Source organism: Mediterranea sp. An20 (assembly GCF_002160055.1).
Lineage (GTDB): Bacteria > Bacteroidota > Bacteroidia > Bacteroidales > Bacteroidaceae > Bacteroides > Bacteroides avicola.
Genome location: NZ_NFJV01000008.1, coordinates 56,226 through 70,070 on the forward strand (window position 1 = coordinate 56,226; position 13,845 = coordinate 70,070).

The following is a 13,845-nucleotide window of genomic DNA, read 5'->3' on the forward strand; positions in this document are numbered from 1 at the left end:
TTTAAAGGTTAATACTGACTGTCAGTTTATAGGAGCGGCCCGGCATGGGGTAACTCTTCACAATGCTATATTGTTTGTTGCCCAGATTCTGTACATCGCCGCGCACAGAGAATCCCACGCCTTTCCACTGAAACGTCCGATAAAGAGCAAGACCGCACTCGGCATATCCATCTAAACGATTGGAGGCTATATTCTGCACCGAGGCATATCGCTCGCCGGCTCCTGTGACATGAAACGAGACATTCAGCCAGGGATTCTCCCAGGCTACGGAGAATGCACCGGAATGTTCGGGCGTATAGGGTATCTGATCTTTATAATACACCGACGAAGGATCTGTCATATCTACAGCGTGCTGCCAGGTATAATTCACTGTAACCGGTAAACGATGTCTCTCCGACAAGCGAAAGACTGCCTCGCCATGCAGGTCTGCTCCCCAAATGTCTACGTGCCCTAAGTTGACTGTGGTCCAAAAGAACATATTATAAGGAATAGCGACGATTTTATCTTCTACATAATTATAATAGACATCTGCCGACCCTGCAAGCGACTCCACCCACGAAGAACGGGAAGACATCCCATACGTAGCCCCGACATTGAATTGGCGTGCCACTTCAGGCCGCACATCACGGCTTCCCCAACGGTCAAAATAGTTTTCTGTAAATGTGGCTACGCGAAAAATGTCTTTATAAGAAGCACGAAGACGGAAATCGGCTACCTCCCAAGGTTTCCATGACACAGACACCGAAGGCGACAGACGTCTGGCGTCGCGGGCCGCCTCTCCTCCACGGGCATTATTCTGGTAAATGGACCCCAAGAGCAAAGCCGTCAAAGTAAGGCGCGGAGTACGGTAACGGGCCGAAAGGGTCTGTAGTATGGTATGCCGGTAAGGCTTAACTCCCGACGTAGCATCTGAGGTAAGATTATTGAACGAGTAGTCGGCAGCATAGGAGAAAGCCCAATGTTCCCACGGGGTATAAAGAACAGCAGCCGAGGTATAATACTCCCGCTGATAATAGCGGTTGTCCATGGCTCCACCGGGGTATGCATCTCCCCTATCGTGATAATGCGAATAAGCCCAGTTGAACTTTCCGTTCCATTGCAGAGACCACTGATTACCCCAATATGTCTGGAAATGCAATTGCGAAAAGAAATTACGCTCGGTCAGTTCTTCGTTGCTCTTGCTGTTATATAGAATCACGGGACCCGGCAGTTCACGGAAAGAATCATAATAATACACCTTACCGTTCAGTACAGCATGCTTCGCAGGACGGGCATAGAGGTTCCACTCCCCGCGCCAGGTTTCGATGTAATTATTCTGACGCCGCTCTTCGGTCGTATATTTACCGTTGACCAAAGTAAAAGGATACAGGTTGTCGGCACGCATGAAATCGCCGAAAACCGACATGGATACGTTGGAACTGAGCTGCTGGTCATAGCGCACAAAAGGATTGGCCAATCCGAAAGAGCCCGTCTTCAACCCTGCGCCGACATGCCAGGAGCGGGTGGAGAAGTCGGGTTGCAGCGTCTGCAAACGTACAGAAGCCGCCGATGCCACTGTACGGGCAGGAAGAAAGATTTCGTCGTTGTCACCTACCGCAAGTGACAGTTCGGACACATTGTCTAATGAGAAACGCGAGAAATCAATCTGTCCGCTCTGGCAGTCGGTCAAGGTGATGCCGTCATAAGCCACAGCCGTATGTTGGGCACCAAGACTCCGCACGGACACGGTTTTCATACCCCCTGCCCCGCCATAATCTTTGACGTTCACTCCCGAAAAACGACGCAGCGCATCTGCCATATCCGTCACTCCCTGCTGTTCAAGCTGTGAGCGGGACAAGGCCTGGAAAGGCGAAGTAGCCGTCGTCTTGCGAACCATAAAAGGTGTGCTCACTACCACTTCGTCCAAACTATATCCTTCCTGCTGCACCAGCGAGTCCGTTTCTGCCTCTTGGGCAGCAATACCCGGAGCAACGATGCAGAGAGCCATGACACAGCACACCCGCATCCATAGATTTTTCCTCATAAACAACCCACGATTGTCATCTGATAATAACCCAATACGTATACCAGCCGCTTTCCTCGAACGGATGGCTTTTCGACTTTGCCTTGCAGGTCTTCTGACTCGTTCCCGGATATATCGCCTTCCCATTCTTCTGTCAAGAACAGTGGCTTGCAGAGCAGATTGATACATCCGTCATGGAAACTCACAGCAGCGGGACTGTCCGGGATTTTCACCCGATTCCCTTTTCATCCGACGATCCGAACGGACCGTACGGAACAAGACGCGACAAAGGTAGGTCTTTTTTATGAAAACCGCAAGAATGAACAGCAAAAACAAGTGCTGTTGCGTTCAGATTCGCCTGCGCAGCATTTGCATGACCGGCACCGGCAGTCCGCAGACCCACGCGCAAAGCGAACCGATAAAGAATAGGATACCGGCCGTCACCCGGATGTCACCCAAGCCGACCAGCGGCGAAACAATGCCTCCCCAGGCAAAGGCGATGACTCCCAGCAAGGCCGAAGCTATGCCGGCATGATGCCGCTCGCTATCCATTGCCAATGCGGAAGCCGCCGTAAACGAAAGCCCGACCATGGTCAACAAGGCAAAGAGCAACAGCTCATACAGCCAGAAATTGCAGGGGGCAGACAATGCCAGCATCAGCAGGACGGCAAAGAACAGCATTCCGTTGTTGCCCCAATGAAGTGCCTGCTGCATGGAAGGCATACGTACCACCAGCGCAGACGAAGCTACCATGCCCACTGCATTGATACCAAAACAGAGGCTGAACTGTACAGGTGTCAGACCGTAATGCTGTTGCATGATGAAAGGAGCCGAAGCGATATTGACAAAAAGAACGGCCATGGCAAAACCGTATTGGAGGATGTAAGACAAACAAGCGCGGTTTCGCAGCACTTCTGCAAATGTGCCGAGGGTCTCGCGCCAGGGCACATGGCTCCGACGAGACGCAGGCAAAGATTCGCGGAAGTAAAGGCACGCCGCCAGCAAAACGGCCCCCAAGCCCCAAAGGAACCAGAACACTCCACGCCAGCCGCCCAAGCCAGCCAAGACTCCTCCGGCCACGGGAGCTGCCACACTGGCTACCCCATTGACGGCACCTATCACTGCCAGCATGGCGGCCAATGCACGCCCCGAATATTTATCGGCTGCAATAGAGCGGGATATCACCACGCCACCCGCACCGGCTATTCCCTGCACAAAGCGGAATGCCACAAACTGACAAATATCAGCCGAGAACAGGCATCCCCAGGTAGAAAGCAGAAACAAGCCCATAGCCACCAGCAACGGACACCGGCGGCCATAGCGGTCGCTCAACGGGCCAAAGAGCAGCTGACCTACAGCCAGCCCTACCATGCCTGTTGTCAGCCCTAACTGCACGCCCGACGAGGTGGTGCCAAAATAATCGGCCATGGCCGGCAAGGTGGGCAAATACATATCCATGACAAAAGGGCCAAAAGCACTCAGTATGCCCAGAAACATCAGTATAAAACCTTTCTTTTCGTTTTCCCGATTCATGCAAAATTCTGTTTTAATGCAATCAAAACTTCCTGAATGACAGACGCTTGCTTCTTACACCTTAGAAGTCTGCTTCTTATACCTTAACCACCTGCTTCTTATCTGTCCGGAATTTCATCCGGAAAGCTTGCTACCGACCAGCAGCTTATCTGGTTTCATGGCTGCATTACAGGAAGCCTTCGTTGCTTCTTCATTTTCAAGCGGCAAAATTACACGTTCTACAGCATACAGACCATGACTAAAGCAAGGCAAAACGTGGCATTTTCAGAACAATCTGGAGATAATTCAAAAGAAATGACTATTTTTGCCGTACAAATAAAGAATATATCGGCTTCTATCCAAACATACAACGCCATGCCATCTTCATCTTTTCCTTCCGATGTCCACTCCATCTGCTACCTCGACACAGACCTGATGCCCCTGCGGGAACACCCCTATCACTTCCGTTGCGGCTTTTACCTGGTCTGCACCCAAGGACGCGCCTTGGTATCTACCGGCGTTCAGCAGTATGTATTCGACGAACAGACCGAACTTATTTTTCTGACCGGAAGTCTGCTGGAGGTGCTCGACACCACGCCCGATTTCCATGCACGCGCCCTCTTCTTCCCGCAAGAAGTCTTCCTAAAAGCTATCCTGCCCATTGATACACCTTATTTTAATTATACGCACGAACACCCCTGCTACCGGCACACACCCGACGAGCGCAGCCAAAAGACCTGGCGCGAGATGCTTCTGTGGATGGATATGGCCCGTATGCTTTTCGCCGAAAACCAATCGACTTTTCAGCCGCAACACGAACACAACTTCCTGCAAAGTTTGCTGATGTGGCTCTTCAACACCATTCCCGACAAACAGGCTGCAACCGGCATCCTATACAACCGCAAACAGCAACTGTGCCACCGCTTCATGCAACTGGTGCGCGAACACAGCTCCCAAGAGCATCTTGTGCCTTTCTATGCCACCAGGCTCTGCATCACTCCACGTTACCTCTACGAAGCCACCACGCAATATCTCGACGGTAAATCGCCCAAACAGTTGATAGATGAGCAATTGGTGGCTGAAATCAAAGTGTTGCTCAATAACCCCACCCTCTCTATCACCGGAATTGCCGCCCAACTGAACTTCGCTGACCAATCGTGCCTCTCACGCTTTTTCAAGAAGCAAACCGGACTGTCACCCAAGGAGTATCGCGAACAGCGCATTTAAGCATGGGAAATGAAGGCGGCATGTCCCAAGCTGCAAATTTTCACCGCAACAGCTTCCCATATTCATTTATATTTCTTACCTTTGCCGAGCAATTTGAAGCCAACCCAGACAAGGGTTGTTCCGTTATGAAAACATGGGGTTCCCTCGTCCTTCAACGGGGGATTTTTTATCGTTTCATGCCCGAATAGAAAGCCTATGCCTACTGAAAGCAAAATCATCAACGACCCTGTCTTGGGGTTCATCAAAGTACCTCGCGGACTAATCTACGACCTGGTGTGCCACCCCATCGTGCAACGCCTGACGCGCATCCGCCAACTGGGCCTCTCGTCCGTGGTGTACCCCGGCGCACAACACACACGCTTCCAACACTCGCTCGGTGCTTTCCACCTGATGAGCGAAGCCATCCGCGAACTCACAGCCAAGGGACATTTCATCTTCGACAGCGAAGCCGAAGCCGTAGAAGCCGCTATCTTGCTGCACGACGTAGGACACGGACCTTTCTCGCATGTGCTCGAACGTACCCTCGTCCACGGCATCACCCACGAGGAAATCTCGCTCCTGCTCATGGAACGCATCAACCGAGAAATGAACGGACAACTCACACTTGCCATACGCATCTTCCGCGACCAGTACCCCAAACGCTTCCTCCACCAGCTCGTCAGCGGCCAACTGGACATGGACCGCTTGGATTACCTGCGGCGCGACAGTTTCTACACCGGGGTCAGCGAAGGCAACATAGGACCGGCTCGAATCATCAAGATGCTCGATGTGAAAGACGACCGACTTGTGGTGGAAGCCAAAGGCATCTACTCCATCGAGAATTTCCTCACCGCCCGCCGACTGATGTACTGGCAGGTGTATCTGCACAAGACATCGGTGGCGTGTGAACAATTGCTGGTCAACACCCTAAAACGTGCCCGGCAATTAGCTGCCGCAGGCGACACGCACCTTTTCGCGTCCCCTGCCCTGCGATTTTTCCTCTGCAACGATGTGGATGCCGCACGCTTCCGCAACGATCCCGACGCACCGGAACATTTCCTGCTACTGGACGACAACGATATCTGGACGGCCTTGAAAGCTTGGATGCATCACCCCGACCGCGTATTGGCACTCCTGGCCGATGGCATGGTAAACCGCAGGCTCTATAAGGTCGAGGTATCGCCCACTCCCTTCCCCGAAGAACGGCAGGCCCAACTCCGCGCACGCATCGCACAAGCACTCGACATCCCGCCGGCCGACGCTTGCTACTTTCTCTCCACCCCCGACATCGAAAGTAACATGTACAACCCCACCGACGATAGCATTGATATACTCTTCAGCGATGGTACCACACGAGGCATCGCCGAGGCATCGGACATGTTCGACATCGCCCTGCTCTCGCGCACAGTAAAAAAACACTTTCTCTGTTACTGGCGCCTGCCTCTTTGAAACGCGGAGGCACATTTGGAATGCCCTTGGACACAGAGGCACAGAAGCATTGCGTTCCAAACCAAGTCTGTGTGTTCAAAGGTCTCAACGCCTCTCACCGGCCTTACTTATGGCGAATAATGAAGACAAAATGATAAAATATTCAGCCTTATAGGGAGAAATATAAAAAAAAGTACGATATTTGTGTTTTGAAACCATCTAACAAAAAACAATATGGAGTTCTCTGCCAAACAAATAGCCGAATATATCCACGGGGAAATCGTGGGAGATGAGCAGGCCAAGGTGCATACCTTTGCCAAGATAGAAGAAGGCGTGCCCGGCGCGCTTACCTTCCTTGCCAATCCCAAATATACACCTTATATATATGATACCCAGGCTAGCATCGTGCTGGTAAACAGAGATTTCGTGCCCGAACACGAAGTAAAGGCCACCCTCATCCGGGTGGACAACGCCTACGACTGTCTCGCCCGCCTGCTCACCCTCTACGAACAGAGCAAGCCGAAGAAAACGGGCATTGACCGGCTGGCTTTCATAGCTCCTACCGCACAGGTGGGCAAAGATGTGTGGATTGCTCCCTTTGCCTACGTAGGCGAAAACGCTGTGATAGGCGACCGTACCGTCATACACCCACACGCCACCATCGGCGATGGCGCACACGTGGGCAATGACTGCGTACTCTATGCCGGAGCCACTGTCTACCACGACTGCCGCGTGGGCAACCGCTGTATCTTGCATGCAGGCAGCGTTGTCGGCGCCGACGGCTTCGGCTTCGCCCCCACCCCCCAAGGCTACGAGAAAATACCACAGATAGGTATCGCCGTGCTCGAAGATGATGTGGAAATCGGTGCCAATACCTGTATCGACCGCGCCACTATGGGAGCCACCATCGTGCACCACGGAGCCAAAATCGACAATCTGGTGCAGGTGGCACACAACGACGAAATAGGAGCACACACCGTCATGGCCGCACAAGTGGGCATTGCAGGCTCTACAAAGGTGGGCGAATGGTGTATGTTCGGCGGACAAACGGGCATTGCAGGACATATCCACATCGGCGACCGGGTGGTGTTCGGCGCACAATCGGGAGTGCCCAGCAGCGTGAAAAGCGACCAGCGCCTCATCGGCACCCCGCCTATGGAAGAAAAGCCTTACTTCAAGTCGCAGGCAATCTTCCGCAAACTGCCCGACATGTACTTCGAACTAAATGCCCTGCGCAAAGAACTGAACGAACTAAAGAAACAATTAAATAAGTAACCGATGTTGAAACAAAAGACTCTGAAAGATAGTTTTTCACTCAGCGGCAAAGGTCTGCACACGGGCCTCAGCCTTACTGTCACTTTCAACCCCGCACCGGAGAACCACGGCTACAAAATCCAGCGAACAGACCTCGAAGGACAACCCCTCATCGATGCTATCGCTGACAACGTGGTGGAGACAACCCGCGGAACGGTACTCGCCCAAAATGGCGTGAAAGTAAGCACCGTAGAACACGCACTGGCCGCACTCTACGCCTTGGGCATCGACAACTGCCTCATCCGGGTGGACGGTCCCGAAGTACCCATACTCGACGGCAGCGCGCAATACTACGTCAACGAAATAGAACGCGTGGGCACCGTAGAGCAGAATGCAGTGAAAGACTACTACATCATCAAGTCGAAAATAGAATTCCGCGACGAACAGAGCGGCTCGTCTATCATCGTCCTGCCCGACGAGAATTTCAGCCTTAACGTATTGGTGTCTTACGACTCCAACATTATCCCCAACCAATATGCTACGCTGGAAGATATGGCCAAGTTCAAAGACGAAATCGCCGCCAGCCGAACCTTCGTCTTCGTACGTGAAATAGAACCTCTGCTCCAGGCTGGACTCATCCGGGGAGGAGACTTGGACAATGCCATCGTTATTTACGAGCGCGAAATGTCGCAGGAGAATTTCGACAAGCTGGCCGATGTAATGGGTGTGCCCCACATGGACGCTAAACACCTGGGATACATCAACCACAAACCTCTCGTATGGCCCAACGAATGTGCCCGCCATAAACTACTGGACGTCATCGGCGACATGGCCCTCATCGGCAAACCCATCAAAGGACGCATCATCGCCACCCGACCGGGACACACCATCAACAACAAGTTTGCCCGCCGCATGCGTAAAGAAATACGCCTGCACGAAATACAAGCTCCCAACTACGACTGCAACCGACCGCCGCTGATGGATGTCAACCGCATCCGCGAACTGCTGCCTCATCGCTATCCGTTCCAGTTGGTGGACAAGGTCATCGAGATGGGCGCCAACTACATCGTAGGCATCAAGAACGTCACAGCTAACGAACCGTTCTTCCAAGGACACTTCCCGCAAGAACCCGTTATGCCGGGCGTGCTCCAGATAGAAGCCATGGCACAGGTGGGAGGCTTGCTGGTATTGAACTCGGTAGACGAACCCGAACGTTACTCCACCTATTTCCTGAAAATAGACGGCGTGAAGTTCCGCCACAAAGTAGTGCCGGGTGATACGCTCATCTTCCGCGTCGAACTGATGGCGCCCATCCGCCGAGGTATCTCCACAATGAAAGGATACATCTTTGTAGGCGAAACGGTGGTGTGCGAAGCCGAATTTATGGCACAGATAGTAAAAAACAAATAATTCAAAATATGATCAGTCCTTTAGCATATATCCATCCCGAAGCCCAAATAGGCGATAACGTAGAAATCGGTCCTTTCGTGTTCATCGACAAGAACGTGGTAATTGGCGACAATAATAAAATCATGCCCAATGCCAACATTCTCTACGGCTCGCGCATCGGCAATGGCAACACCATCTTTCCGGGAGCCGTCATCGGCGCCATACCCCAGGACCTGAAGTTCAGGGGTGAAGATACCACGGCCGAAGTGGGCGACAACAACCTTATCCGCGAGAACGTGACCATCAACCGAGGCACAGCGGCCAAAGGGAGAACTCTGGTGGGCAATAACAACCTGCTGATGGAAGGTGTACATGTGGCACACGACGCCACACTGGGCAACGGCTGCATCATCGGCAACTCTACCAAAATGGCGGGTGAAATCGTCATCGACGACAACTCCATCATTAGCGGAGGCGTATTGATGCACCAATTCTGCCGCGTAGGCGGATATGGCATGATACAAGGAGGCTGTCGCTTCAGCAAAGACATCCCGCCCTACATCATCGCCGGACGCGAGCCTATCTGCTATGCAGGACTCAACATCGTGGGACTGCGACGCCGCGGTTTCTCCAACGAAACTATCGAACAGATACACAATGCCTACCGACTTATCTACCAAAGTGGCTTGAATACGACCGATGCACTGAAGAAAATCGAAGACGAGATGGAGATGACACCGGAAATCAACTATATTGTCACTTTCATCCGCGAATCGGCACGGGGTATTATCCCTGGCGGGAAATAACGGTTCAACACTTTAATATAAACATACCCAACTATGATTTACAGATTCACCCTTATATCGGACGAAGCAGACGACTTCCTCCGCGAAATACAGATTGACCCCGAAGCTACCTTCTATGACTTTCATGAAGCCATCATCCGCTCCGTGGGTTATGCCGACGACCAAATTACCTCCTTCTTCATCTGTGACGATGACTGGGAGAAGGAAAAGGAAATCACCTTGGAAGAAATGGATGACAACCCGGAGATGGACAGCTGGGTGATGCGCGACACACGCATCAGCGAACTGGTGGAAGACGAAAAACAGAAACTCGTCTACGTGTTTGACATGATGACCGAACGCTGTTTCTTCATCGAACTGTCTGAAATCATCACCGGCAAACACATGAAGGGAGCCAAATGTACCAAGCAACAAGGTGACGCACCCAAACAGTTGATGGACTTCAACGAGTTTGAGGCCAAGACCAATGCTGCAGCTATGGACCTGGACGAGAACTTCTATGGCGATCAAGACTTCGACATGGAAGACTTCGACAAGGATGGGTTCGGAGGCTTTGACGAAGGCAGCGGGAACCCTTATGACGATGACAGATACTAATTTTTTTAATGAAGAATGAAGAATCGCGCTACGCGCAAATGAAGAATCTCCGGTGAGGACGGAACTGCGCTACAATTCTTCATTCTTCATCCTTCATTCTTCATTAAAATGAACACCCTCATTGTACTTATCGGCCCTACCGGCGTGGGCAAAACAGAACTTAGCCTGCGCCTCGCCGAGACTTTCCAGACTTGCATTCTTTCTGCCGATTCGCGGCAATTGTATGCCGACTTGCCCATCGGCACCGCAGCTCCTACCCCCGAACAACTGGCGCGGGTGAAGCATTACTTCGTGGGCACCCTCCGACTGACCGACTATTACAGTGCCGCACAATATGAGGCCGACGCGCTACAATTGTTGGACGAACTCTTTACCCGCCACAATGCCGTGGTGCTGACAGGCGGCTCGATGATGTATGTCGATGCTGTATGCAAAGGCATTGACGACATACCCACCGTAGATGCAGACACGCGCCAACTCCTCCTCCGAAAATACGAAACAGAAGGTTTGGAGCATCTCTGCGCCGAACTGCGACTGATGGATCCGGAGTATTATCGTATTGTCGACCTCAAGAATCCCAAGCGCGTCATCCATGCTTTGGAAATCTGCTACATGACGGGGCGCACCTACACCTCCTTCCGCACACAGACCCGGAAAGAACGCCCCTTCCGCATCGTGAAAGTGGGCCTGACGCGCGACCGCGAGGAATTGTACGACCGAATCAACCACCGTGTGGACCAGATGATGGCCGATGGTCTGCTGGAAGAGGCACATCGCGTCTATCCGCAACGGGCGTGCAACTCGTTGAACACGGTGGGCTACAAAGAACTGTTCAAGTACATGGACGGCGAATGGACCTTGCCCTTCGCCGTCGAAAAAATCAAGCAGAACTCGCGCATCTATTCGCGCAAACAGATGACATGGTTCAAACGCGATACAGACATTCGTTGGTTCCACCCCGACCAAGAGGCGGAGATAATGGCGTATCTGCACGCTCAACTGACATAGCCCTCCCCGCTTTTATAAAGGCAGTGCTGTAACCGTCTTCCTCAACCGGATATCACGGCTTGAAGCACCGATGCGGATTTCAAACTCGCCCGGCTCTACCGTCCAGTTCATATTGCGATCCAACAGCTGCAAATCTTCCGGCACCAAGCGAAACGTCAGCCGGCGGGTTTCTCCAGGCTGCAACGATACACGCTCAAATCCCCGCAACTGCGACTCATAGGTAATAACACTGCTTACTTTGTCACTGACATACAATTGCACCACTTCATCACCGGGATATTTTCCGGTATTGGTGAGGTTGAATGTCACCGTATAGTCACCCTGCACCGGCTGACTGAGCGGTTCTACCTCCAAATCGGAATACGCAAAGGTGGTATAGCTCAATCCGAAGCCAAAGGGATAAAGCTCTCCATCTGCTCTTGTAGTGCCGGAACCATTAGGTCCTGCCTGAGGCTGTCCACCATGCGAACCGGGTTTAAACGGAAAGTTCAGTTCTATCTGTCCTACCGACTTCGGGAAAGTTACCGGAAGTTTACCTCCCGGGTTGTACTCGCCAAAGAGCGTTTCCGCAATCACCTCTCCACCGCGGCATGCAGGGAACCAAGTCTCCAGGATAGCAGGGATATATCGGTCGGCCCAATTAATGGTCAGCGGTTGCCCGTTGACCAGCACCAGCACCACAGGTTTGCCGGTTGCCTGCAAAGCTTCGAGCAATTGCTGCTGCCTTCCCGGCAAATCCAACGACGAGCGCGAACGGCTTTCGCCCGTACAATTATCATCCTCGCCCAACACAGCAATAACCACATCGCAGTCATCTGCCATCGCCACCGCTTCGGCAATGCCCTCCTGTTCGGCGGCAGTCAGAGGCGTAGGAATCAGTTCGGTGGCCGGCCACCCTTCGTTCACCACCTCACACCCCTTGGCATAACGCACCTCTGCCGAACCTTTCAGGAAAGTACGCAGCCCTTCCAATACAGTCACCTTTTCCAGACGGTTAGGACCATAGCGGCTCTCCATAAAGTTATCTTCATCGGCCAAAGGACCAACCACCAGCACTTTCTTCACCCTCTGCCTGTCCAGAGGAAGCAATTCCCCTTCGTTCTTTAAAAGCACCAGCGACTGCTGCTGCATCTTTTTCACAAAATCCAGGTTGCGCTCCACCCCTCCTACCTTGTCGGAAGCGGCAGGGTCTTCTACGTAAGGATGTTCAAAGAGCCCTAAACGGAATTTCACAGAGAGCACCTCGCCTACCCGCTGGTCTATGGTAGCCATGAATATTTTCTTTTCTGCCAGCAGTTTCCTCACCGGAAGGATGAAGTCGGACGGCTGTGTAAAATTGGTACGCACATTCAACCCTGCCTCCAGCACCTGACGCACAGCCTCTTCATAAGTATCGGCCACGTGATGCTTGGTCTGCACATACTCCACTGCCTCACTGTCGCTCACCACATAGCCGTCGAAGCCATATTCATGACGCAACAAATCGGTCAGGAAATAATAACTGGCTGTCACCGGCACCCCATCCCAATCGTTGTAGCTGCTCATCACGCCCAAAGGATGCACTTCGCCGATTACCTTTCTGAAAGGATACATATACATTTGATGCAACTCTCGCGGCGCCACATGGGGGTCGGTACGACAATTGCCGTCGCGTCCTCCTTTAGGCACACTATAGACGGCATAATGCTTCAACGTAGAGGCTACCCCCTGCGACTGTATTCCTCCTGCCATCTCTGCTCCCAAGGCCGCCACCAGATAAGGGTCTTCACCATAACACTCCAGCGTACGCCCCCAGCGCGGGTCGCGTGCCAAATCCAAGATGGGCGCGTAGACGTTGGTATAGCCCAATGCGCGTGCTTCCTGTCCGACAATAACCCCCGCCTGGCGCACCAGTTCACGATTCCAGGTGCTACCCACGGCTATGGGTGCCGGCAACGGAGTGGCCTTCGTGTGATTAAGCCCATGAATGCCCTCGTTAGAGAAATCCACAGGTATGCCCAGACGCGTCTCTTCCACAAACCAGCGCTGTACTTCATTGAGCGCCCGGGCATGGTTACTGAACGGATACAGCAGATTCTCCACCCGCCTTGACCGTCCTCCCACGCCATTGAGCATCTCGTCGATATTGGCCATGCCGTCTTTCCATATAGCCTGCTTCCAGCCTGCAACGGGCAATGAATCCTGCAAGACACGGCCATAACCGTAGAGTGTAGCCAGTTGGCAGGTCTTTTCGTCTACGGTCATTTGCCGCAAAAGGTCGTCCACCCGCTTTTCTACCGGCTGCGTGGAGTCCTCATAAATATCTTTTACACCATTCTTATTGAAATCTGTCCATCCTTTATGATAGATGTCACGGACAGACTTTTCCTGCGCCTGCAAAGGCAGCGCCAAGCCGAAAGCCAATAGGACAACTCCGGCCGATGTTCTGCTTAGTTTCATTTCGTTCTATTTCATTTTGAGTTTGACAATTCTCACCTCAGTCGGTTGATAAGCAAGCACGCAAAGATTCCTTGTGCTGCAAAGCCTTTACAAAGAAATGGCAAAGCGATAAGCAGCCTGTTTCCAAGCGACAACCAGCAAGTTCGTTATATACAAGAATCATCCTGCTGATTATCAGTAAGATATTAACCCACACACAATGCT

Annotated in this window: 10 protein-coding genes and 1 riboswitch; of the genes, 7 read left to right on the forward strand and 3 right to left on the reverse strand. The window is 52.3% G+C overall.

Features of this window, described 5'->3' with window-relative positions; all coding sequences use genetic code 11:
- Nucleotide 1: 1 nt before the first annotated feature.
- Both B5F34_RS06285 and B5F34_RS06290 read right to left on the reverse strand, forming a co-directional pair.
- Nucleotides 2-2,023 (reverse strand): TonB-dependent receptor plug domain-containing protein, encoded by a 2,022-nt coding sequence (locus tag B5F34_RS06285; protein ID WP_087336223.1) that lies wholly within the window; start codon nucleotides 2,021-2,023, stop codon nucleotides 2-4.
- A gap of 66 nt (nucleotides 2,024-2,089) precedes the next feature.
- Nucleotides 2,090-2,298, reverse strand: a riboswitch (cobalamin riboswitch).
- Nucleotides 2,299-2,350: 52 nt separating this feature from the next.
- Entirely contained in the window at nucleotides 2,351-3,535 is a 1,185-nt protein-coding gene (locus B5F34_RS06290; RefSeq protein ID WP_087336225.1) for a multidrug effflux MFS transporter, read from the reverse strand.
- Nucleotides 3,536-3,889: 354 nt separating this feature from the next.
- Between B5F34_RS06290 and B5F34_RS06295 the strand changes: the two genes are divergently transcribed.
- The 7 genes from B5F34_RS06295 to miaA all read left to right on the forward strand — a co-directional run bounded on the left by B5F34_RS06295 (nucleotide 3,890) and on the right by miaA (nucleotide 11,202).
- Nucleotides 3,890-4,741, forward strand: coding sequence for a helix-turn-helix domain-containing protein (locus B5F34_RS06295; protein ID WP_087336350.1), 852 nt, complete (start codon nucleotides 3,890-3,892; stop codon nucleotides 4,739-4,741).
- 195 nt (nucleotides 4,742-4,936) lie between these two features.
- The gene (locus B5F34_RS06305) at nucleotides 4,937-6,169 is read left to right on the forward strand and encodes an HD domain-containing protein (protein WP_087336228.1); all 1,233 of its coding nucleotides are present in this window, start codon (nucleotides 4,937-4,939) and stop codon (nucleotides 6,167-6,169) included.
- 213 nt (nucleotides 6,170-6,382) lie between these two features.
- Nucleotides 6,383-7,423, forward strand: coding sequence for a UDP-3-O-(3-hydroxymyristoyl)glucosamine N-acyltransferase (gene lpxD, locus B5F34_RS06310; RefSeq protein WP_087336230.1), 1,041 nt, complete (start codon nucleotides 6,383-6,385; stop codon nucleotides 7,421-7,423).
- Nucleotides 7,424-7,426: 3 nt separating this feature from the next.
- On the forward strand, nucleotides 7,427-8,812 hold the full coding sequence (locus tag B5F34_RS06315) for a bifunctional UDP-3-O-[3-hydroxymyristoyl] N-acetylglucosamine deacetylase/3-hydroxyacyl-ACP dehydratase (RefSeq protein WP_087336232.1): 1,386 nt from the start codon (nucleotides 7,427-7,429) through the stop codon (nucleotides 8,810-8,812).
- 8 nt (nucleotides 8,813-8,820) lie between these two features.
- Nucleotides 8,821-9,597, forward strand: coding sequence for an acyl-ACP--UDP-N-acetylglucosamine O-acyltransferase (lpxA, locus tag B5F34_RS06320; RefSeq protein ID WP_087336234.1), 777 nt, complete (start codon nucleotides 8,821-8,823; stop codon nucleotides 9,595-9,597).
- Between the two features lie 33 nt (nucleotides 9,598-9,630).
- Nucleotides 9,631-10,194 (forward strand): hypothetical protein, encoded by a 564-nt coding sequence (locus B5F34_RS06325; protein ID WP_087336236.1) that lies wholly within the window; start codon nucleotides 9,631-9,633, stop codon nucleotides 10,192-10,194.
- Nucleotides 10,195-10,302: 108 nt separating this feature from the next.
- On the forward strand, nucleotides 10,303-11,202 hold the full coding sequence (gene miaA / locus B5F34_RS06330) for a tRNA (adenosine(37)-N6)-dimethylallyltransferase MiaA (protein WP_087336238.1): 900 nt from the start codon (nucleotides 10,303-10,305) through the stop codon (nucleotides 11,200-11,202).
- Nucleotides 11,203-11,214: 12 nt separating this feature from the next.
- On the opposite strand, the gene B5F34_RS06335 is transcribed toward miaA, so the two are convergent.
- On the reverse strand, nucleotides 11,215-13,641 hold the full coding sequence (locus B5F34_RS06335; RefSeq protein WP_087336239.1) for a glycoside hydrolase family 3 N-terminal domain-containing protein: 2,427 nt from the start codon (nucleotides 13,639-13,641) through the stop codon (nucleotides 11,215-11,217).
- Nucleotides 13,642-13,845 lie beyond the last annotated feature (204 nt).

Coding starts and splice junctions, on each gene's coding strand:
- B5F34_RS06285 (WP_087336223.1), bottom strand. CDS start 2,023: ATGAGGAAAAATCTATGGATGCGGGTGTGCTGTGTCATGGCTCTCTGC.
- B5F34_RS06290 (WP_087336225.1), bottom strand. CDS start 3,535: ATGAATCGGGAAAACGAAAAGAAAGGTTTTATACTGATGTTTCTGGGC.
- B5F34_RS06295 (WP_087336350.1), top strand. CDS start 3,890: ATGCCATCTTCATCTTTTCCTTCCGATGTCCACTCCATCTGCTACCTC.
- B5F34_RS06305 (WP_087336228.1), top strand. CDS start 4,937: ATGCCTACTGAAAGCAAAATCATCAACGACCCTGTCTTGGGGTTCATC.
- lpxD (WP_087336230.1), top strand. CDS start 6,383: ATGGAGTTCTCTGCCAAACAAATAGCCGAATATATCCACGGGGAAATC.
- B5F34_RS06315 (WP_087336232.1), top strand. CDS start 7,427: ATGTTGAAACAAAAGACTCTGAAAGATAGTTTTTCACTCAGCGGCAAA.
- lpxA (WP_087336234.1), top strand. CDS start 8,821: ATGATCAGTCCTTTAGCATATATCCATCCCGAAGCCCAAATAGGCGAT.
- B5F34_RS06325 (WP_087336236.1), top strand. CDS start 9,631: ATGATTTACAGATTCACCCTTATATCGGACGAAGCAGACGACTTCCTC.
- miaA (WP_087336238.1), top strand. CDS start 10,303: ATGAACACCCTCATTGTACTTATCGGCCCTACCGGCGTGGGCAAAACA.
- B5F34_RS06335 (WP_087336239.1), bottom strand. CDS start 13,641: ATGAAACTAAGCAGAACATCGGCCGGAGTTGTCCTATTGGCTTTCGGC.